The 17737-nt window shown below is 66.3% G+C and carries 15 protein-coding genes; 8 read left to right on the top strand and 7 right to left on the bottom strand.

The genetic code is table 11. From position 1 onward, the window contains the following. Positions 1-2 precede the first annotated feature (2 nt). Both aguB and V6B15_RS01215 read right to left on the bottom strand, forming a co-directional pair. Positions 3-866, bottom strand: coding sequence for an N-carbamoylputrescine amidase (aguB, locus tag V6B15_RS01220; RefSeq protein WP_334199732.1), 864 nt, complete (start codon positions 864-866; stop codon positions 3-5). Positions 867-904: 38 nt separating this feature from the next. Next, on the bottom strand, positions 905-1729 hold the full coding sequence (locus tag V6B15_RS01215) for a class I SAM-dependent methyltransferase (protein WP_334199731.1): 825 nt from the start codon (positions 1727-1729) through the stop codon (positions 905-907). Positions 1730-1832: 103 nt separating this feature from the next. Here V6B15_RS01215 and msrA point away from each other — a divergent pair, with 103 nt between their 5' ends. The 4 genes from msrA to V6B15_RS01195 all read left to right on the top strand — a co-directional run bounded on the left by msrA (position 1833) and on the right by V6B15_RS01195 (position 6600). Then, the gene (gene msrA, locus V6B15_RS01210; RefSeq protein ID WP_334199730.1) at positions 1833-2369 is read left to right on the top strand and encodes a peptide-methionine (S)-S-oxide reductase MsrA; all 537 of its coding nucleotides are present in this window, start codon (positions 1833-1835) and stop codon (positions 2367-2369) included. Between the two features lie 135 nt (positions 2370-2504). Beyond that, positions 2505-3353: a hypothetical protein gene (locus V6B15_RS01205; RefSeq protein WP_334199729.1), complete on the top strand. Its 849-nt coding sequence runs from the start codon at positions 2505-2507 to the stop codon at positions 3351-3353. A 74-nt stretch (positions 3354-3427) separates the two neighbouring features. Further along, positions 3428-4942: a hypothetical protein gene (locus tag V6B15_RS01200; RefSeq protein WP_334199728.1), complete on the top strand. Its 1515-nt coding sequence runs from the start codon at positions 3428-3430 to the stop codon at positions 4940-4942. Positions 4943-5214: 272 nt separating this feature from the next. Then, a complete protein-coding gene (locus V6B15_RS01195) occupies positions 5215-6600 on the top strand; it encodes an alpha/beta hydrolase family protein (protein ID WP_334199727.1) in 1386 nt (461 codons plus the stop codon). Here V6B15_RS01195 and V6B15_RS01190 read toward each other — a convergent pair whose 3' ends face one another. Next, the gene (locus V6B15_RS01190) at positions 6601-7839 is read right to left on the bottom strand and encodes an RsmB/NOP family class I SAM-dependent RNA methyltransferase (protein ID WP_334199726.1); all 1239 of its coding nucleotides are present in this window, start codon (positions 7837-7839) and stop codon (positions 6601-6603) included. A gap of 55 nt (positions 7840-7894) precedes the next feature. Between V6B15_RS01190 and V6B15_RS01185 the strand changes: the two genes are divergently transcribed. Beyond that, positions 7895-8053 carry a DUF1674 domain-containing protein gene (locus V6B15_RS01185; RefSeq protein ID WP_230833257.1) on the top strand — a complete coding sequence of 53 codons (159 nt, stop codon included), beginning with the start codon at positions 7895-7897 and terminating at the stop codon, positions 8051-8053. Positions 8054-8230: 177 nt separating this feature from the next. Here V6B15_RS01185 and V6B15_RS01180 read toward each other — a convergent pair whose 3' ends face one another. Genes V6B15_RS01180 through V6B15_RS01165 form a run of 4 tightly spaced genes read right to left on the bottom strand, consistent with a single transcriptional unit; the run spans position 8231 to position 13946 of the window. Then, entirely contained in the window at positions 8231-9643 is a 1413-nt protein-coding gene (locus tag V6B15_RS01180) for a cytochrome P450 (RefSeq protein WP_334199725.1), read from the bottom strand. A 39-nt stretch (positions 9644-9682) separates the two neighbouring features. After that, entirely contained in the window at positions 9683-10711 is a 1029-nt protein-coding gene (hemH, locus tag V6B15_RS01175) for a ferrochelatase (RefSeq protein ID WP_334199724.1), read from the bottom strand. After that, positions 10708-13005, bottom strand: coding sequence for a xanthine dehydrogenase family protein molybdopterin-binding subunit (locus V6B15_RS01170; RefSeq protein WP_334199723.1), 2298 nt, complete (start codon positions 13003-13005; stop codon positions 10708-10710). Before V6B15_RS01170 ends, hemH begins: the two co-directional genes overlap by 4 nt. Continuing rightward, positions 12984-13946, bottom strand: coding sequence for an Mrp/NBP35 family ATP-binding protein (locus V6B15_RS01165; protein WP_442968991.1), 963 nt, complete (start codon positions 13944-13946; stop codon positions 12984-12986). The genes V6B15_RS01170 and V6B15_RS01165 overlap by 22 nt, the downstream gene beginning before the upstream one ends. A 118-nt stretch (positions 13947-14064) precedes the next feature. Here V6B15_RS01165 and hflK point away from each other — a divergent pair, with 118 nt between their 5' ends. The 3 genes from hflK to V6B15_RS01150 all read left to right on the top strand — a co-directional run bounded on the left by hflK (position 14065) and on the right by V6B15_RS01150 (position 17694). Next, positions 14065-15171, top strand: coding sequence for a protease modulator HflK (gene hflK, locus V6B15_RS01160; RefSeq protein WP_334199722.1), 1107 nt, complete (start codon positions 14065-14067; stop codon positions 15169-15171). A gap of 1 nt (position 15172) precedes the next feature. Further along, a complete protein-coding gene (hflC, locus tag V6B15_RS01155; RefSeq protein WP_334199721.1) occupies positions 15173-16006 on the top strand; it encodes a protease modulator HflC in 834 nt (277 codons plus the stop codon). A gap of 152 nt (positions 16007-16158) precedes the next feature. After that, the gene (locus V6B15_RS01150; RefSeq protein ID WP_334199720.1) at positions 16159-17694 is read left to right on the top strand and encodes a Do family serine endopeptidase; all 1536 of its coding nucleotides are present in this window, start codon (positions 16159-16161) and stop codon (positions 17692-17694) included. The last annotated feature ends 43 nt before the right edge of the window (positions 17695-17737 follow it).

The raw sequence follows: 17737 nt of genomic DNA, 5'->3' as shown, positions 1-17737 counted from the left end.
GCTCAGATATCCTCGCTGATCCGCCCGTAGAGCTGCGGGCGGCGGTCGCGGAAGAAGCCCATCCCCGCCCGGTGTTTGCGCGCGCGGTCGAGATCGAGCGTGGTGGTCAGCACCCCTTCGCTCGACCCGCCGAATTCCTCGACCAGATCGCCCCACTCGTCGCTGATGAAACTGTGGCCATAGAAGCTCTGCTGGCGATCGGCGGGGCCTTCGTGCCCGATCCGGTTGGCGGCGCATACCGGCATGCAGTTCGACACCGCATGGCCAATCATCGCACGGCGCCACATGCGACTGGTGTCGAGATCGGCGTCATAGGGCTCGGAGCCGATGGCGGTGGGATAGAACAGCACTTCGGCGCCCTTGAGCGCCATAACCCGCGCGCATTCGGGATACCACTGGTCCCAGCAGATCCCCACGCCGATGCGCGTGCCGAACACGTCCCACACCTTGAACCCGTCATTGCCCGGGCGGAAATAGTACTTCTCTTCGTAGCCCGGGCCGTCGGGAATGTGGCTCTTGCGATAGGTGCCCATGATCGCGCCATCGGGGCCGATCATCGCCAGCGTGTTGTAATAGTGCTGCCCGTCGCGTTCGAAGAAGCTGGTCGGGATCGCCACGCCGAGCTTTGCCGCCAGTTCCTGCATCGCCTGCACGCTCGGGCTTTCGAGCGTGGGATGCGCGAGGTCGAACAGATCTTCCTCTTCCATGCGGCAGAAATACTCGCCCGCGAACAGTTCGGGCGGCAGGATGACCTGCGCACCCTTGCCCGCGGCCTCTTCGACCAGCGCGGACACGGCAGCGATATTGTCAGCCGGCTCCGGGCGGGCGAGCGGCAATTGCAGGACGGCGACGGACAGCTTTCTCATGCGCGCGAGATAGGCAGCCGCCGCCGTCCAGACAATGGTTACTGCGCCTTGCGGAACAGCAGCGTCATGCGGTCGCTTTCGCCGATCGCTTCGTATTTCGCGCGGTCCTGGTCGCCGTAGCGCAGCACCGGCGGCAGCGTCCACACGCCGCCTTCCCAGTTGGCCGGGTCGTTCGGATTGGCGTTGATCTCGCTCTCACCGGCCAGTTCGAAACCGTTGGCGGCGAAGATCGCGACGACGTCCTGCTTGCGCATGTAGCCGCGCTGGCGCGCGCCGTAATCGTCATAGCTTGCGCCTTCGGGCGCGCGGTGCTGGACCACGCCGACCATGCCGTCGTCCTTGAGCATCATGCGCGCGGCCTTGAGCACGTCGTCCGCCGCATTGCCCATGTTCAGCCCGTGCATCGAGCGGAAGATCAGCACGCGGTCGACCGTGCCGGCAAGGTCTTCGGGCATTTCGTCGATCTCGAATGCAGTAACGCTATCCGCCTCGACACCGGTCATTTCTGCGACTTCGGCCTTGAACCGTTCGGTCCAGCCCTTGGCGCGCGCTTCCTGCGCCCGGCTGTTGTAGGTGCCGCCGTCGCTGTCCTGATCGAAGGCGATATATTTGCCCGTGCCGTGCAGATAGGGCGCCAGCACGCGCGTGTACCAGCCGCCGCCCGGGCCGTATTCGGCCACGGTCATGCCGGGTGCGACCTGGAAGAATTCGAGCGTTTCGGCGGGGTTGCGGTACTGGTCGCGCGCGCGGTCGTCATCACGCACGTCGGCAGCCAGCACGATTTCGAGATCGGGGGCGTGGTTGTCGGCGGCGAGCGGTGACGCGACGAGAGCGGCAACGGCGGCAGTCAGCATAAGACGCATGGAAATCCTCCTCAATTCATCCGGTAGTGTTCTGGACCTGCCGCGGGTGGATGACAAGGCGAAGACGGCTTCCTATCTGCTGGGCACAAGGAGATTGACGAATATGGCTCAACAACAGGCGATCGTTGCCGGCGGATGTTTCTGGTGCACCGAAGCGGTGATGAAAGACGTGATCGGCGTCAGCGCAGTGGAAAGCGGCTATATCGGCGGGCACCAGCCCAATCCGACCTACAAGGAGGTTTGCACGGGCAATACCGGCCATGCCGAGGGCGTGCGCGTGACCTTCGACGATGCGCAGATCACGCTGGGCCAGCTCTACGATGTGTTCCTGGGCACGCATGACCCGACCCAGCTGAACCGGCAGGGCAACGATGTCGGCACGCAATACCGCAGCGCGATCTTCCCGCTCGACGGACAGGAAGACGAAGCCCGCGCGGCGATCGCGCGCTGGAACGACGAACACCCCGGCCAGCAAGCGGTCACCACGATCGAGAGCGGCGAATGGTATCCGGGCGAGGATTACCACCAGGAATATTGGGAAGGCGAAGGCCAGCGCAATCCCTATTGCCAGGCGGTCATCCCGCCCAAGCTGATGAAGCTGCGCAGGAGCTTCCAGAAATACCTCAAGCAAGACGTCTGAGGAAAATTTTCGCGGGTCCCTGGGGCGACCGCGCCGGGGCTGACTTCGCGATCGGAAAGGGGCCGCGCGGCATCCGGCACAGCTGCCCCGCGCGGGTCATTGTGGGAAAGCGCGCAAGCTGCAATTGTCGGCGTCATGCCGGGAGCACCGACCAAGGCCCTCACCCGTGACCATGTCGTCCATAATTACGGCAGCGTCGGCTTTGCCTGTTCGCAGGACGATGCGCTGTGGCCGTGGACGATGATCGGACCGCATCACCCCGGCGCGATCCAGGCGGCGAGTTACTGGCTTAGCGTCGAATGCGCCATGGCGCTGGGCGGGTGGGACCCGGACAAATGGTCCGCGCTGACGTGGACCCGCTGGAGCTGCGGCGAGCCCGGCGCCGGGCGAATGGCCCGCGGCCGTTACGAACGGACACGGATCGAAGGCAAGGAAAGCTTCTCGATCCAGCTCTACGATGCGCAAGGCGCGCCGATCTGCCGCCTCGACGGGCGCGGCGTGGTGTTCCGCACACGCGATTTCGCGAAGTGGCGCAGCAGCGCCAAGGACCGCGGGGAGCAATTGCGATCGGACCGCTTCGCCTATGCCGGGCGCGAGGCGCTGGGGATTGCGCCGGGAGAATTCCCCTTCCTCGGCCCGCTCGACGGCAGCGCCGCCACCGGGCTGCTCGACCACGCCAACGCCATGCCGCCCGCCCATCCCTGGCTCGACGGCTCGGGCGACCATGTGAACTCGGCGCATCTGGCCGAAGTCGCCCGGCAATTCGTCAGCCTGCTGCGCGCGGGCCAGCCGTTCCGCGTGACCGCCGCCGAGATGCGCTTCGACCGCTATGTCGAACTAGGTGTGCCCTTCACGGTCGAGCGGACCGCGGGCGATGACGAAACCGCGGTGGACATGGCCATTCGCCAGTCCGGCCGCGTCTGTACACAGATATCGTATCGGATCTCTCCGGAAGATCCGCAGACCGGGAAAAGACAGATCTAGTCTTGGCGAAACAGTAGGTTGCAAAGACCGCCCCCAGAAGACAAAGTCTTGAGGTCAAGCTGGGGGTCGGCAAAATGTATAGACTATTCGCTGCTGCAACAATTCTGATCGCGGCACCGCTTTCCGCACAGCAAGCCGACGAGCAGCAGGCGGTCTTCGACGCTGCGGTTCTGAGCGACCTGGAGCTGATCGCAGAGGCGCAGGCCAATCGCTGGTTCGAACAGCCCTGCGATATCGGCGTTCCCCTGTTCGGCGAGATTTTGGAACGAGACCTCGGCGACACACATGCCGCGCGGGCTCAACTCTTCGCGGGCGCCCTGTGCGATGATGAACGCGACGATTATGCAGCGGGTATGGCCAAGGTCCGCCAGCTCGAGGCGGGCTGGCCGGACTTCGACTTTACCGATCTCGGCCTGTATTTCGCGGTTCGCTCGAACAATGCGGCCGAGTATTTTTCTCGCATGCGTGCGCTCGACAATGGCCAGCTTGGGGAGTTCGAACCTCAAAGATTCTGGCAAGGCTTCCGCATGGTTCGTGACCAGGGTGCCGAAGACCGCTTCGATGACATCATGCTGGAGTGGATCGATGCCCGGCGTCTCGCATACCTACCGGCGGATTTGCACGCCGGGGTATCCATGGCTGCGCTCAGCGCGGCGATCCGGCATGGCCGCGCGGAGATGGCTCCACAATTGCTCGCGACCATCCGCTCTCCCGCTGATTACCTGACCTTGCTGTCCATGCGGGAATATGAAGCGATCTGGCCTTTCGCGGCAGAACGGGCCGGCCCCAATCTCGAGGCCATAACGGATGAGTTTGTGTTCTGGGCCAGCGCGCGTCTTGAAAACCACCCCAGCGATCGCGATCGATTCTCGGACGCAGCCCACGCCCTTCATTATGCGGGACGATTCGAAGAGGCGATTGCGCTTGCACGCCAGTGGCGCGAGCGGGATGGGTCTATGGCTTCGATCGAGGAGGGCGATGGCTGGGCCCTCAATATCGAAGCCTACGCCAACGACGCACTGGGACGCCGCGACGAGGCCGACCGGATTTTCGACCAGCTGGCCGCGCTGGACCCGGAGGAACATCCATGGGTCGTCAATTTCGTGATCAACCGGGCATCGCGCCTCGTCGGTCATGAGCGCTGGGAAGACGGGCTCGAAGCCGCCTCGCTTGCGCGCCGTGTCGCCGACAGCTGGGGATCGCAATACGCACGGATGATCATAGCCCGCGATCACACCTGCGCGCTGGCGGCTCTTGATCGTGCGGATGAGATCGCTCCCGAATTGGCATTTCTGCGCGAAAACAAGGCGGAATCCTACACACTCGCCGCGCAGGCGCTGCTCTGCGTCGAAGAGCGCGCCGAAGCCGTAAATTTGCTGCTTGAAGGGATCGCCGACGAACCGAACCGCAGTCTGGTTCTGGGGGGCTTGCAGCCGAGCACCTTCGAGCTGTTCTATACGCCGTCTAAATTGCCGCATCCGGTCGAGTTGCTCGACGAAAGCGCCGAGTTGCAGGCAGCCTTCGAGCGATATGCGCGCGTCATCCCGGAGGAGTTCACGCCGACTGCATCGATCCTCGCGAACCGCTGAGCGCACTTCAAGGCGATCGCGCCCGCGCGCGAGGAACACCGCTGCTAAGCTCACCTCCTCGGCTTTGGTGCGGACCCGACCGTCATTGGCAGCAATGCTAGCTGTGCGAGGATGCAACTGAGCCAGTCGGGGCGCGACTGCACCTTGATCGACTATCGCATCGCCGGGATCTAGCCGCCGGTCGGGGCGACTGGGCCGGTCATCGAACTTGGCTTTGCTTTTGCGGCCATGACCTCTGGGTGCCATTTATCCCTTTCCTGCAGGAGCTTACCTTGCCCACAGTCCCGCGTTTCCTGGTCGTACTGACCGCCTTCATCCTTCCCCATGCCGTACAGGCGCAGGTGGGCGGCGATGGGGCGGAGGCGGCATTTGCGGCGTGCGCGGACGCGGGTTCGCATCTTGCGCTCGCCGGCACGCAATGCGCGCTCGTATCCACCCCGCTCGACCATGCGGCGCTCGCGCAGGGCGCGATCGACCTGTTCGTGCGCAAGTTTCCCGCGCGCGGACCCGCGCAAGGCGAACTCTGGCTGATCGCCGGGGGGCCGGGGGAATCGGGCGCTTCCTTCTATCCCTTCATCGATACGCTGCGCGCGGCAGCGCCGGGCTTCGACCTGATCGTGCCCGATCACCGCGGCACCGGCTATTCGGCGCGGCTGTGCCCGGCCGAGGAAAGCGCGCAAACCGATGGCGGGATGGCTTTGGAAGGGGCCGAATGGGGCAGCTGTATCGGCGCGATGCATGCCGACCCGCAGCGCACGCAATCCTTCACCATCACCAATGCCGCGCATGACATCACGCTGTTGATGGACGAGCTGGGCAGCGCAGACCGGCGCTATCTCTATGGCGTCTCCTACGGCACGCAGCTGGTCCTGCGCACGCTGGCGGTCGCCCCGCCCGCATCGCTCGACGGAGTGATCCTCGATTCGCTCGTTCCCGCGGATGACGATAGGCGCCACGACCTCAGCCGCCGCTCGCAGGTCACCGACACGATCGGGCGGCGGGTGCTGCGGCAATGCGATGCACGCGCCGAGTGCAGCCGGTATTTCGACCGCCCGCTGGAACAGGCCGTGGCCGACCTGCTCGCCGATCCCGAACTGTCGGAGCCGCTTGGCGCGAACCCGAAATATCTGCTCGCGGCGCTGATCGACTTTCCCGAGACGCGCGCGATCCTGCCCTATGTGATTGCCGACCTGCACCGCGGCGAGACTGCCTGGCTGGACCATGCCAAAGCGCAGCTGGGCGCCATACAGGCGCGGTTCGCGGCGTTTCCGCAATTCGGGTCCTCGATCCCGCTGGTCAGCCTGATCAGCCGGTCGGAGAACAATCGCCGCCCCGATCTGACCGCCGAGATGATCGCCGAAGAAGAGGCCGGACTGCTCTTCGCCAGTCCGCTGCCCCGCCATCTGCTGCCGGGCGGGTTCCCGACTTACGAGCCCGGCGAAGCGCTGGGACGGATGCCCGCAAGCCTTCCGCCCACGCTGGTGCTGCAGGGCCGGCTCGACCCCAAGACCGCCTTTGACGGCGCGGCTGCCTATGTCGATCGGCTCGGCGCGCGCGGCGAGATTACCCTGTCCGCCAGCGCCACCGCGCCGCATTATCTGCTGATGACCGATCCGGATTTCTTCGGCACCGAAGTCGGCGCGTTCATCGGCGAATGATCAGGCCCCGCGCCGCCAGCGGGCGATGAAGAACCCGTCGAGACCGCCCGCTTCGGCGAGCATTCCGGGATCGGTACGGATCCAGCCCTCGGCAGTGGCCGCCAGCCCTGCCGGCAATTCGTCCGGCGAGACGGCGAGCGTGGGCATGGCGACGGCGCCTACTTGGTCCTCGCCCTCCTCGCGTTCGAGCGAGCAGGTCGCAGAGACCAGCGTCCCGCCGGGCTTAAGCCAGCCTTGCGCCTGATGGAGCAGCCCGGCCTGGAGTTCGGCCATTTCCTCGATCTGCCGTGCGCCGATCCGGTGCAGGACATCGGGATGGCGGCGCGCGGTGCCAGTGGCGGTGCAGGGCGCGTCGAGCAGGATGGCATCGTACTGGTGCTTGGGCTCCCATTTCAGCGCATCGGCGCGCACTGTATTGGCCTTCAGCCCGGTGCGCTTGAGGTTCGCCTTGAGCAGATCGAGCCGGCGCTTGGAAATATCGAGCGCGGTGACCTGCCAGCCCTGCGCCGCCAGTTGCAGCGTCTTGCCCCCGGGCGCAGCGCACAGGTCGAGCACATGGCGCCCCTCCCCCTGTCCCAGCAGCCGCGCGGGTAGCGCCGCAGCAAGGTCCTGCACCCACCACGCGCCCTCGGCAAAGCCGGGCAGCGTCTCGACACTGGCGCCGCGCGGAAGCCGCAGGTGACCCGGCATCAGGCTGTCGGCGGCAAGCTGGACCTGCCAGTGCGCGGTTTCGGAAGGATCGCGCAGCGTAAGATCGAGCGGGGGCGGTTCGGCGAGACCGGCGGCAATCGCCTCGGCCCGCTCGCCCCAGCGCGCCGCGACCTCGGCGGGCAGCGTCGGCGCGGCAGGCAGGGCAGCCTCGCGCTTGGTCAGCGTCGAGAACACGCCATGCGCCAACCGCCGCGGACCGCCCGCGAGCAAATCGAGCCCCGTCGCCACCACCGCATGCGGCGGCGTGCCCAGCCGCAGCCACTGCGCAAGCATCATCCGCAGGACCATGCGCGCCTTGGCATCGTGCGGCAGCGGCTGCTTGGTGGCGCTGTCGATCAGCGCGTCGAGATCGACCAGCCAGCGGAGCACTTCGCTGGCGATGGCGCGCGCGAGCGCCTTGTCCTCGAACTTGCGCAGGTCCTTGGTGGCGCCGGCAAAGGCGATGTCGAGCGTCTCGCCGCGGCGGAATACGGCGTCGAGCAGGCGCAGCGCGGCGCGGCGTGCGTGGATACCTTGGGGTTGGGCCATGGCCGCGCCCCTACCCGCACTTGCACAAAGCCGCCAGCGGCATCATCTTGGCAGCATGCCGAAACGCGCCACCACCCGCCCCGAAGGGTTCAAGAAGCCCGCTCACTGGACCAATGATGCCCCGCCCGCGCCCAGGAAGGGCAGCGATGACGAGGACCTCAGCCCGACGCGCTATGGCGACTGGGTGAAAGACGGCATCGCGATCGATTTCTGAATCGATGTTCCGGTTGCGCACCGACATCCGTCGGTGCTTCCTCATTCCTGGCCGGGGCTAGCACAATTCGATCGCTGGGCGAGATTCCCCGCGCCGCAGGCGAGGCAAGGCCGACTGGCCGCCCGCAGCGACGCGGCCGTCAGGTCGCGTGAGCGACGATGCCCGTTAAAAACCGAATCAAATGGCAGTGAGCTTGAGCTTCAACCCGTCCTTGGGCTTGGGGATCGGCCACGCTTGCCATTCGGGGTCGCCCGCCGCCAGTTCGATACGGTAGCGCGGCAGCATTTGTGCCAGCAGAATCTTCACCTGCATGTAGGCGAAATGCAGCCCCAGGCACATATGCGCCCCGCCGCCGAAGGGCACCCAGGCGTATTTGTGCCGTGCCTTCACCTGCTCGGGCGTAAAGCGCATCGGGTCGAAGGTGTAGGGATCCTCCCAATGTTTCTCGTCGTGATGCGTGTAGTGGATGTTGATCCCGACATGCGCCCCGGCGGGGATGCGGTAGCCGCCGTATTCGAACGACTTGAGCGCGCGGCGCGGCATCGAGGGCACGGGCGGCACGAACCGCAGCGCTTCCTTGAACGCCATTTCGGTCAGGTCGAGCTTGCCCAGATCGTCATATTCGAGATCGCGCGGGCGGCCGCTGGCATCGCTGCCCCCGGTGACCGCGGCGATTTCGTCGCGCAGCCGATCCTGCCATTCGGGGTGCTTGGCGAGCAGCCACAGCAGCGAGGTGGCGCTGGAGGTGATGGTGTCGTGCGCGGCCATCATCAGGAAGTTCATGTGATCGACCACTTCGTCGACCGGCATCAGGCTGCCATCGTCATATTCGGCGGTGGCGAACTGGCTGAACATGTCCTGCCCGCCGCCCTCGGCGCGGCGGCGATGCGTTTCGCGCGTGAAATAGTCGACCAGATAGGCGCGGCCATCGACGCCGCGCTTCATCTGCGTGAACGGCAGTGGCTTGCGCACCGGCGCCACGCTGGCCTGGACCATGTCGACAAAGGCGGTGTTGATCCGGTCCGCCTCGGGGCCCCACGGAATGCCAATGAAGCTGTCGGCCGCCAGGTCGAGCGTCAGTTCCTTGATTGACGGATAGAAGAGCAGCTGCGCCCCCGAGCCATCGCCGCCCCATTCCTCGACCCGCTTGGCGATGCCGCGGTTCAGCGCGTCCGCATAATGCCGCATCGGGCCGGGCTTGAAGGCGATCGACAACGCGCGGCGATCGGCGCGGTGATGATCGAAATCGATCAGCATCAGACCGCGCGGGAACAGCTTGTCGAGAATCGGTCCCCAGCCCTGTTCGGAGCTGAAGATCTTGTCGCGGTTCATCAGCAGCATCTCGTTGGCCTCGGCCCCGATCAGCGCGACATTCCAGCCCCCAAAGGCCTTGTTCTTGTAAACGCGGCCGTATTTTTCGACCATGCGCCGCGTCTGCCCATGCGGGTCGGCGAGCATCTTGAAGGTATTTCCGACGATCGGCCAGCCTCCCTCACCGGGGATATGTGCGAGCGCATCGTCGCCGGGATTGCCTTCCTGCCAATGCGATGGCGCGGTCTCGGCAGACTGGTGCGGGGCAAGCGTGGCCATTAGGTAGCTCCTTACAACTTACTTTGTTGTAAGTAGGTTTTACGCGGGAATCCACCCCGACAATTCACGGCGCAGCAAAGTTTCGAGCATGTCGAGCCCGGCAGCGGACGTATTGAGGCAGGAAAGCGCGGCAAACTGCGCTCCGCCCGCTTCGGTGAACTGTTCGCGCCCCTGGATCGCCAGCTCTTCCAGCGTCTCGAGGCAATCTGCCGAAAAGCCCGGTGCAGCCACAGCCAGCCGTTTGGTCCCCGCCTGCGCTTCCTCGTCGAAGGTATCGTCGGTCGCGGGGCCCAGCCATTTGGCCGGACCGAAGCGCGACTGGAAGGTCGTGCGGAACCGCAGGCCCGGCCGGACCAGCCGCTCCTGCAGCAGCCGCGAGGTCTTCTGGCAGTGGCAATGGTAGGGATCGCCCAGTTCGAGCGTGCGCTGCGGCATGCCATGGAAGCTCAGCAGCAGCACTTCGGGAGCGAAGTCGAGCGCATCGAGCTGGCGCGACAAATCCTGTGCCAGCGCATCGATATAGGCCGGATCGTCGTGATAGGGCGGCAGCGTGCGCAGCGAGGGCTGCCAACGCATTGTCCGCAGCTTGTCCGCAGCCTTGTCCACAACCGTCGCGGTCGTGGCCGCCGAATATTGCGGGTAGAGCGGAGCGAGCAGGATGCGTTCGCACCCCGCGTCCATCAGCGCCTGGATGCGCTCGGGGATCGACGGCGTGCCATAACGCATCGCCCAATCGACCATGACGGCGTCGCCCAGCCGGGCCTGCATGGCCGCGGCCTGGTCGCGCGTGATGACCGCAAGCGGCGAGCCTTCATCGGTCCAGACCTGCTGGTAGGCATGCGCGCTCTTCTTCGGGCGCGTGTTGAGGATGATGCCGCGCAGGATCGGCTGCCAGGCGATCGGCGGGATTTCGACCACGCGCCGGTCGGACAGGAATTCGCCGAGATAGCGTTTCACTGGTCCCTTTTCGGGGGCATTGGGGGTCCCGAGATTGACGACGAGCACGCCGACCTTGCCCGATTTCACGGGCGGATGGTCGGCGGGTAATTTCTGTTCTTGCCAGGTCATAGACCCTCCGAAAGCAATGGCAGGCGGCGAAAGCGCACTCCGGTCGCCGAGTAAAGCGCATTCGCGATAGCGGGGGGCGCCACCGCCACGCCGAGTTCGCCCGGATCGAAAGGCGGGGCATCGCTGGCGAGGAATTCGACCACGATTTCGGGACAATCCGCCAGCGTGGGCAGACCCAGACCGGCAAGCCGGGCGGGGACCGGTCTGCCCTCTTCATAGGCGACGCTCGATCCGGTGGCGAGCGAGAGCCCGAAGATCAGTCCGCCCTCGATCTGCTGGCGCGCGATATCGGCATTGACCACGCGCCCGATATCGACCGCCGCATGCAGCCTGGTCACGCGCACGCCGCCTTCGCCCAACGCAGCCTGCGCGACACAGGCGATCCGGCCGCCGGTATCGGGCGTGCCCATCCGCACCATCGCCAGTCCCTGCCCGGTTCCGCGGCGCCCGCCGTCCCATCCCGCGAGCCGCGTCGCGCGGCGCAAAGTATCGGCCATGCGCGGCATCCGGCCGAGCATCTCCATGCGGTAGAGCATCGGATCGCGCCCCGCGCGTTCGGCCAGTTCGTCGATGAAGCTCTCGATGAAGAAGGCGTTATAGGCGATGGCATTGCCGCGCAGCCGCCCGGTCGGGAAAGGCAAGGTCACCGGCAGGTGGTCGATGGCGACATGCTCGATTCCGTAAGGCGGCAGCGCGCCGTCGCAGGCGAGCGCATCGGCCTTGTCCGCCGCCTGCTCCAGCGCGGCTTGCGGGGTCTTGTTGTCGAATAGGCGATAGCCGAATTCGCGCGCGGTGGCGGGCATCGCCAGCCGCGCGCGCCAGGCGGCGATCCGCCCGCCGCTGGCGGCCTCGAAACCCGCTTCGAGCCGCGCGCTGATCGGGGTCCGCACGGGGAGCGACTGCAATTCCTGCGCGCGCGGCCAGGTAAGCTGCACCGGCCGCCCGATCTCCCGCGCGATCTGCGCCACCTCGATCGCGTGACGTCGCTCTAACCGCGCGTCGAAACTGCCGCCCGCCGCAGTCGGATAGAGCACGACATTATGCGGCGCGATGCCGATCGCCTTGGCTGCCGCGCGCCGGGTGAGTTCGGGGGCCTGCGCGGCGATCCACAGCTCCAGCTTGCCGCCATCGTAGCGCGCGGTGGCACTCGCGGTTTCGATCGCCGCATGGACCGCGGTGCCGACGGCATAGGTCTGCGCATAGTCGGGGCGGGCGAGCAGCTCGTCGGCATCGCCCAGCGCCAGCGTGCGCCTGGGCTCGACCGTGCCATGCGCTTCGTCGAGCGCCTCGAGCGCCGCCGCGCTTTCGACCGCGGGCGGTCCGGCAAACACCGGGCGCATCGCCTTGAGCGCCTGTTCGGCAACCCACCAGCTTTCGGCCACTGCGGCGAGATAGCGCCTGGATTTCACCACGCCGACCAGGCCATCCAGCCCCTCGACCGCCGCCGCTTCGAACCCCGACAGGTCGGGCTTGCCCAGCGGCCCGTGGCGGATCGAGGCGAAGACCATTCCCGGCAGGCGGATGTCCCCGGCAAACAGGAAGCTGCCATCGACCTTGGCGGGCAGGTCGAGCCGGGGGAAATCGGGCGCCAGCTCGGCCTCGGCGGGCACGGGATCCTCGCTCGCAGGCGCTACGCGCAGGGGCGGCGGATCGGGGGGATCAAGCTCGGCGGCCTCCGCCACCAGCGCGCCGAAGCCCAGTTGCTGTTCGGCGTGGCGGACGATGCCGCGTTCGACCAGGCATTCTTCCCAGTCCACGTCCCAGCGTTCGGCCGCCGCCATCGCCAGCAGCGCGCGCGCGGTCGCCGCGGCTTCGCGCAGCGGCAGTTCATATGCAGCGAGCGAGGTCCCGTCCGCCGTCGCGGCAAACGCATTGCTGCGCGCATAATTCTCCGCCAGCTGGCTGTCGGGGTCGCTGGCGAAGCTGGGCAGGTTGGACCAGAGCGGTGCCCATTTCGCGGCCAGCGGGATATTGGCATAGAGCCCCGCGGGCGGGCTGGGTTCGACCGCGACCTGGCGCCAGTCGGCGCCCAGTTCGACCGCCACCACCTGTGCCAGCACGGTCGTAACGCCCTGCCCCATTTCGAGTTGCGGCACCGCCACGGTGACCACTCCGTCGCGGCCGATGGTGATCCAGCCGCCGAAGTCGCGTTCATTGGGACCGGGGGTCAGCGGGCTGGTGTAATGACGCGGCCACAGCCACCAGGCCACGCCCAGTCCCCCGCCCACCGCGGCGCCCGCAACCAGCTGGCGCCGCGTTACGGGAAGCGCGATCAGCTTTGCGCGCCAATCCATGCGTGGACCTTGGCGGCGATATCGTGGAACGGCGCGGCGAGCGCGTCCGTACCGCAGGCGGGCGGCTGGCCGCGATCGCTGCCCTCGCGAATGGCGAGATCGAGCGGGATCCGGCCAAGGAACGGCAGTTCGAGCCGCTCGGCTGCGGTTTCGACCCCGCCCCTGCCAAAGGGATCGGACAGTTCGCCGCAATGCGGGCAGACATAGCCGGCCATATTCTCGACCAGCCCGATCACCGGCACTTCGGCCTGGTCGAACAGCTGCCCTGCACGCGCCGCATCGATCAGCGCGAGGTCCTGCGGCGTGGAAACCAGCACTGCGCCCATCGGCTTGAACCGCTGCAGCATGGTCAGCTGCACATCGCCCGTGCCAGGCGGCAGATCGACCAGCAGCGTATCGACATCGCCCCAATGGGCATCGATCAATTGCGTGAGCGCATTGCCCGCCATCGGCCCGCGCCATGCCAGCGCGCGGCCGGGTTCGACCAGATGGCCCATCGACAGCACCGGAATGCCGAACTCGCTCTCCACCGGGACCAGCTTTTCATCGCGCGCGACGGGTTTCTTGCCCTGATTGCCCAAGATGACCGGCTGCGAGGGGCCGTAGATATCGGCATCGACCAGCCCGACCTTGTGCCCCAGGCGGGCGAGCGCGATCGCCAGATTGGCGGTCAGCGTGGATTTGCCCACCCCGCCCTTGCCGCTGCCGACGGCGATCAGCCGCCGCTGCCGGCGCTCGGCGGTCATTACCACGCGGGTTTCGGAAACATCGTCGCGCTCACTGAGGATATCGGTGATCGCGCGTTCGATATCGGCGCGCTCCTGCTCGCCCAGCCCGGCGGCATCGACCACGGCAATCGCCCGGCCCTGTTTGATGGTCAGCGCGGAAACGCGGTCGGCAAGGCTGGCGGGAAGCAGCGATTTCGGATCGGTCGAACTCATGGGCGCGGCTGCTGTAGCATCGAAAAGCGCGCGGCAACCCCTGTTTTTCCGTGGCGGCGCACCTATAAGGAAAGACATGAGAATTTTTGACGGGTTCGGACAGAGGATTTCCCTGGCAATGGCGGGCAACAAAAGCCCTTGGGGCGGCGGCTCCGGGGATAACGGAGACGACGACAAGCCCGAGGGCACCAAGGGCGGCGACAAACCCCGCGGCCCGCGCAATCCCTGGCTCCCGCCGGGTGGCGGCGAGGATGGCCGCCGCGCTCCCAATATCGAGGATATCTTCAAGAGCCGCGGCCCCGAAGGCCCGCGCCGCAGCGGCGGCGGCCCCGGCGGTCCCAATTTCCGCTTTCCCCAGCGCCCCGGCGGCAAGAGCTGGTTCCCGATCGCAGTCATCGGGATCATTGCCTTTGGCCTGCTCGCGACCAGCTTCCACCTTGTCGGTCCGCAGCAGCAGGCCGTGGTGAAGACGCTGGGCGAGTACACCCGCACGCTGCGCCCGGGCCTGCAGATCACCGCCCCCTTCCCGATCGAAACGGTCGATGTCGAAGATGTCGAAGGCGTCCGTTCGGTGCGCATTCCGGGCGGTGACAGCCAGGTCAAGCTGATCCTGACCGGCGACCAGAACCTCGTCGATCTCAGCTATATCGTCCGCTGGAACATCAAGGACCTCGAGGGCTACAAATTCCGCGTCGTCGATCCGATCGAGACGGTGAACGAAGCCGCCGAAGCCGCGATGCGCGCCTCGGTCGCCGAAACCGAACTCGACGAGACCTTCTCGGGTCAGGGCCGTGCGGCGATCGAGCTCGACGTGCGCGAACGCATGCAGGCCACGCTCGACAGCTATGGCGCGGGCGTCCGCGTGTTGGGTGTCGAAATCGAAAAGGCCGATCCGCCCGCGCAGGTCGTCGATGCCTTCCGCGACGTGCAGGTCGCCGAACAGAATGCCGATGCGGCGCGCAACCAGGCGCGCGGCTATGCCCAGCAGGTGCTCGCACAGGCCGAGGGTGAGGCGGAAGCCTTCAACAAGGTCTATGAACAGTACCGCCTGGCCCCGCAGGTGACCCGCCAGCGGCTTTATTACGAAACCATGGAGCGTGTGCTGAGCCAGACCGACAAGACGATCGTCGAAACCGACAATGTGACCCCGTATTTGCCGCTGCCCGAGATTCGCCGACGGTCGCAGCAGCCCGCGACCACTGTCACGGCACCGGGGGGCCAGTAAGATGAGCACTTTCCTGCAGAAACACCGCAACTGGGTCATCGCGCTCGCCGTGGCGGTGATCGCTTTCATGATGAGCGCCTATGTCGTTCCCGAAGAGGAGCAGGTCGTCATCATCCGTACCGGCCAGCCGGTCGGCACGGTCAATACGCCCAATGGCACGACCGGCGCGGGCATCTATTTCCGCATGCCGATCATCGAAAGGGTCAGCCGCGTCGAGAAACGCCTGCTCGATCTCGAGATGACCGATGAAGAGGTTCTCTCGGCCGACCAGCAGCGCCTGCTCGTCAATGCCTATGCCCGCTTCCGGATCACCGATCCGGTCCGCATGGTCGAACGCGCCGGCTCCACCGATGGCGTGCGCAACGCGCTCGAGCCGATCCTCAACTCGGTGCTGCGCCAGGAACTCGGCCGCCGGACCTTCCAGGCCATGCTGACCGCCGAACGCGGCAGCGCGCTGGCCAATGTCCGCACCAATCTCGACCGCCAGGCGCGGCAGTACGGGGCCGAGGTGGTCGATGTGAAGATCATGCGCACCGACCTGCCCGAAGCGCCGCTGCAATCGGCCTTCCGCCGGATGGAATCGGATCGTGAGCGCGAAGCCCGCACGATCCGGGCCGGTGGCAGCCGCGACGCGCGGATCATCCGCGCCGAAGCCGATGCCGAAGGCGCGCGCATCTATGCCGAAGCCTTTGGCAAGGACGCCGAATTCTACGACTTCTACCGCGCGATGCAGAGCTATGACGCGACCTTCTCCAATGGCGATAACCCGTCGGAAAGCAGCATCATCCTGTCGCCGGACAATGAGTATCTGCGGCAGTTCCGCGGGCGTCGTTGACGGTTCGTCGAGCGGCGTCCGCGCCGTTCAAATGGCATTCACCGGCGGGGGCGAAAATCGCCCGCCGGAACGCCAGGTCCGCATGGCGGTAGCTTTGCTGCCGACCGCGGCACCTGCATTTTAGAGAAGAGGACGAAAAGGACGTGAAGCCCGTGCGATATGCATATTCCGTGACGAGCGCGCTGCTGGTAGGCGGCGCCGCGATCTCGCTCGCGACCGGCTACCCGGCCGGCGCCCAGGTCGCCCAGAACGACGACAGCCACATGGCCCGCGTCGTCCCGCGTGCCGGCGCTCCCGAAAGCTTTGCCGACCTGACCGCACAATTGCAGCCCGCCGTGGTCAATATCTCGACCCGCCAGCGGATCGAGGTTTCGGGCAGTAGCGGCAATCCCTTTGCCGGCACCCCGTTCGAGGGCCTGTTCAATCGCCGCGGCGGTAGCCAGCAACAGGAACCGCAATATCGCGAAGGCCAGTCGCTGGGCTCGGGCTTCATCATTTCGGCCGATGGCTATGTCGTGACCAACAATCACGTGGTCAGCCCGACCGGGCGCGGGACGGTGGAGGAAATCACCGTCACCATGCCCGACGGGACCGAATACAACGCCGAATTGGTCGGGACCGACCCGCAGAGCGATCTGGCCGTGCTCAAGATCAACCGCGGCGCGGATTTTCCCTTCGTCGAGTTTGGCGATTCGGCGCAGGCCCGCCCGGGCGACTGGGTGGTCGCGATCGGCAATCCCTTCGGCCTTGGCGGAACGGTCACCTCGGGCATCGTCTCGGCGGTCTATCGCAACACCGGCCAGGGCGGCGCCTATGACCGCTACATCCAGACCGATGCCGCGATCAATCGCGGCAATTCGGGCGGCCCGCTGTTCGACATGCAGGGCAATGTCATCGGCATCAACAATGCGATCTTTTCGCCTTCGGGTGGCAGCGTGGGGATCGGCTTCGCCATCCCCGCAGAAATCGCCGCACCGATCGTCAAGCAGCTGCGCGACGGCGTCGAAATCGAGCGCGGCTATCTGGGCGTCTCGATCCAGCCGGTGACCGACGATCTCGCCGATTCGCTGGGCATCGAGCAGAACCGCGGCGAGTTCATCCAGTCGGTCCAGCCGGGCGAGGCGGCCGACGAGGCGGGCATTCGCGCGGGCGATATCGTGACCAAGATCAACGGCCAGACGGTCACGCCCGACCAGTCGCTGTCCTATCTCGTCGCCAACACCCCGCCGGGCACCACGATCCCGGTCGAGCTGATCCGCGACGGGCAGACGCGCCGCGTCAATGTGACCGTCGGCAAGCGTCCGAGCGAGGAAGAACTGCGCCAGCAGCAGCAGTTCGACCCCGATGCCGAGGACGAAGATCCGATGGAAGCGAGCGACAATGCCGTGATCGAGGAAAAGCTCGGCCTGCAGGTGTTGCCGCTGACGCCGCAGATCGCGCGCCAGCTGGGCGTCGGCACCGACACGCAGGGGCTTGTCGTGGCGGGGGTCGACCGGAACTCCGATGCGGCCCGCAAGGGGCTGCAGCGCGGTGACATCATCCTCACCGCGAACTATCGCCCCGTCACCAGCATGCAGGATCTGGAGAACACCATCCGCACCGCGGAAAGCGAGAACCGCGAAGCGGTGCTGCTGCGCATCCAGCAACGTGGCCGCCAGCCGGCCTATGTCGCGGTGCGCCTGCGCTAAAGCCGCTGCCTGACATGCCAAGGGCGGCCCTCGCATTTCGTGG

It is taken from the genome of Qipengyuania sp. Mu-71 (genome assembly GCF_036867055.1).
GTDB lineage: Bacteria > Pseudomonadota > Alphaproteobacteria > Sphingomonadales > Sphingomonadaceae > Qipengyuania > Qipengyuania profunda.
The sequence above is the reverse complement of the archived record's forward strand: the minus strand, read 5'-3'. Positions and strand labels throughout refer to the sequence as shown.

Bases quoted from the DNA above. Each gene is read 5' to 3' on its own strand.
- aguB (WP_334199732.1), bottom strand. From the start codon at position 866: ATGAGAAAGCTGTCCGTCGCCGTCCTGCAATTGCCGCTCGCCCGCCCG.
- V6B15_RS01215 (WP_334199731.1), bottom strand. From the start codon at position 1,729: ATGCGTCTTATGCTGACTGCCGCCGTTGCCGCTCTCGTCGCGTCACCG.
- msrA (WP_334199730.1), top strand. From the start codon at position 1,833: ATGGCTCAACAACAGGCGATCGTTGCCGGCGGATGTTTCTGGTGCACC.
- V6B15_RS01205 (WP_334199729.1), top strand. From the start codon at position 2,505: ATGCCGGGAGCACCGACCAAGGCCCTCACCCGTGACCATGTCGTCCAT.
- V6B15_RS01200 (WP_334199728.1), top strand. From the start codon at position 3,428: ATGTATAGACTATTCGCTGCTGCAACAATTCTGATCGCGGCACCGCTT.
- V6B15_RS01190 (WP_334199726.1), bottom strand. From the start codon at position 7,839: ATGGCCCAACCCCAAGGTATCCACGCACGCCGCGCCGCGCTGCGCCTG.
- V6B15_RS01185 (WP_230833257.1), top strand. From the start codon at position 7,895: ATGCCGAAACGCGCCACCACCCGCCCCGAAGGGTTCAAGAAGCCCGCT.
- V6B15_RS01180 (WP_334199725.1), bottom strand. From the start codon at position 9,643: ATGGCCACGCTTGCCCCGCACCAGTCTGCCGAGACCGCGCCATCGCAT.
- hemH (WP_334199724.1), bottom strand. From the start codon at position 10,711: ATGACCTGGCAAGAACAGAAATTACCCGCCGACCATCCGCCCGTGAAA.
- V6B15_RS01170 (WP_334199723.1), bottom strand. From the start codon at position 13,005: ATGGATTGGCGCGCAAAGCTGATCGCGCTTCCCGTAACGCGGCGCCAG.
- V6B15_RS01165 (WP_442968991.1), bottom strand. From the start codon at position 13,946: ATGAGTTCGACCGATCCGAAATCGCTGCTTCCCGCCAGCCTTGCCGAC.
- hflK (WP_334199722.1), top strand. From the start codon at position 14,065: ATGGCGGGCAACAAAAGCCCTTGGGGCGGCGGCTCCGGGGATAACGGA.
- hflC (WP_334199721.1), top strand. From the start codon at position 15,173: ATGAGCACTTTCCTGCAGAAACACCGCAACTGGGTCATCGCGCTCGCC.